Below are 1,219 nucleotides of genomic sequence, written 5' to 3'. Positions count from 1 at the left end.
CCCGCACGCGCATTGATCGCGCGCACCACCTCGCCCATCACGGGCACCCCCGACCCCATCCAGCTGCACGCCACCGCGCACAACGCGCTGGGCACTGCGCTGCACAACCTGCGCCAGCCGCACGTGGACGTTGCCCGCGCACGCCGCAAGGTGATGCAGGCCCTGGCCGCACTGCGCGGCCTGGACGTGGCCCTGAGCCTGGAGGGGTAACCATGCACACGACCACCCACAACGCTGCCCGCGAGGCAGTGAAGGCGGAGCTTTGCCTGCCGCAACTGGCGCTGGAAGCCCAGGACTACACCGAATCCCTGCGCACCGTGCTGCGCGCCTGCCATGCCATCGCAGCGCTGGCCGCTGGCGCCACCAACCCACACGCCACCGTCAACATGGACGGCCTGGGCGAGCTGCTGCACCTGCACAGCGACGCCATGGAGCAGCGCCTGGACGCCATCGGCGTGCGGCTGGACGCCGTGCGCACGGTCACCGGCGCCCGCGACACCAGCGACCGCGCCCGCCATCTGGCGATGGACGCCAGCGACCAGCACACCCACATGTGCCAAGCCCAGCTCGCGTTCGAGGCCGTGGCCGACATGGCGCCGTGCGCGGCCGACACCCTCACCGGAGAAAACCTTGCCGCCGCGCTGCGCCTGCTGGCCGACGCCATGGCCGAACGCACCGCCGTCATGGACAACATGCTCGATGCGCTGCACGCCGTGCTGGTGCAGGAAGGCCAGCCAGCATGAGCGCAGCAGGCGCAAGGCACGCCTACGAAGTGAACCGGGCGCGCATCGCCAGCCTGTGGGCCGAGGCGCGGCCGGTGTCGGCCGACGATGCGGCCGGCCGCTACCTCGCCCGCAGCGGTGCCGCGCAAGGCACATGGCCAGCGGCATTGCGCCTGCATCCCGCGCTCGACTACTGGCACATGCAGGCCGACCGCAAGCCCGCGTGCATGGGCAAGTTCCCTGCATTGCTGGCGCTGTTCGAGGTGGACACCTACCCGCACGGTTTGCATGCGGCACCCGTGCCCCATGCGGTGGCGCTGCAGCGCATCTACCTTGCGGCCGATGGATCGCTGGCCCCAGTGCCCGCGCCCGTCAAGCTGACCGGCAAGGCTGGCCCCGCGCTGGGCGCGTGTGCGCGGCTGGCCCCTGCAGACAGCACCAGCCGCGTGATGGGCATGGCCGTGGGCATCTCCACGGCGTTGCGCATCGCCCAGGCC

At 71.6% G+C, this 1,219-nt stretch carries 3 protein-coding genes; all 3 read left to right on the top strand.

Features of this window, described 5'->3' with window-relative positions:
- Positions 1–210, top strand: a 210-nt coding sequence (locus AC07PV_RS24995; protein ID WP_494631623.1) for a hypothetical protein, incomplete at its 5' end; no start/stop codon positions are given.
- Positions 211–212: 2 nt separating this feature from the next.
- Complete coding sequence (locus AC07PV_RS24990; RefSeq protein ID WP_494631621.1) at positions 213–743, top strand: hypothetical protein; 531 nt, start codon at positions 213–215, stop codon at positions 741–743.
- Positions 740–1,219 (top strand): DUF7146 domain-containing protein (locus AC07PV_RS24985; RefSeq protein WP_494631620.1); only part of this gene is annotated, 480 nt, incomplete at its 3' end. The genes AC07PV_RS24990 and AC07PV_RS24985, both read left to right, overlap by 4 nt.

The sequence above is a fragment of the Acidovorax sp. GW821-FHT09A11 genome, assembly GCF_059418365.1.
Note: the sequence above shows the minus strand (reverse complement) of the source record. Positions and strands in the feature narration are given on the sequence as shown.

Bases quoted from the DNA above. Each gene is read 5' to 3' on its own strand.
- AC07PV_RS24990 (WP_494631621.1), top strand. From the start codon at position 213: ATGCACACGACCACCCACAACGCTGCCCGCGAGGCAGTGAAGGCGGAG.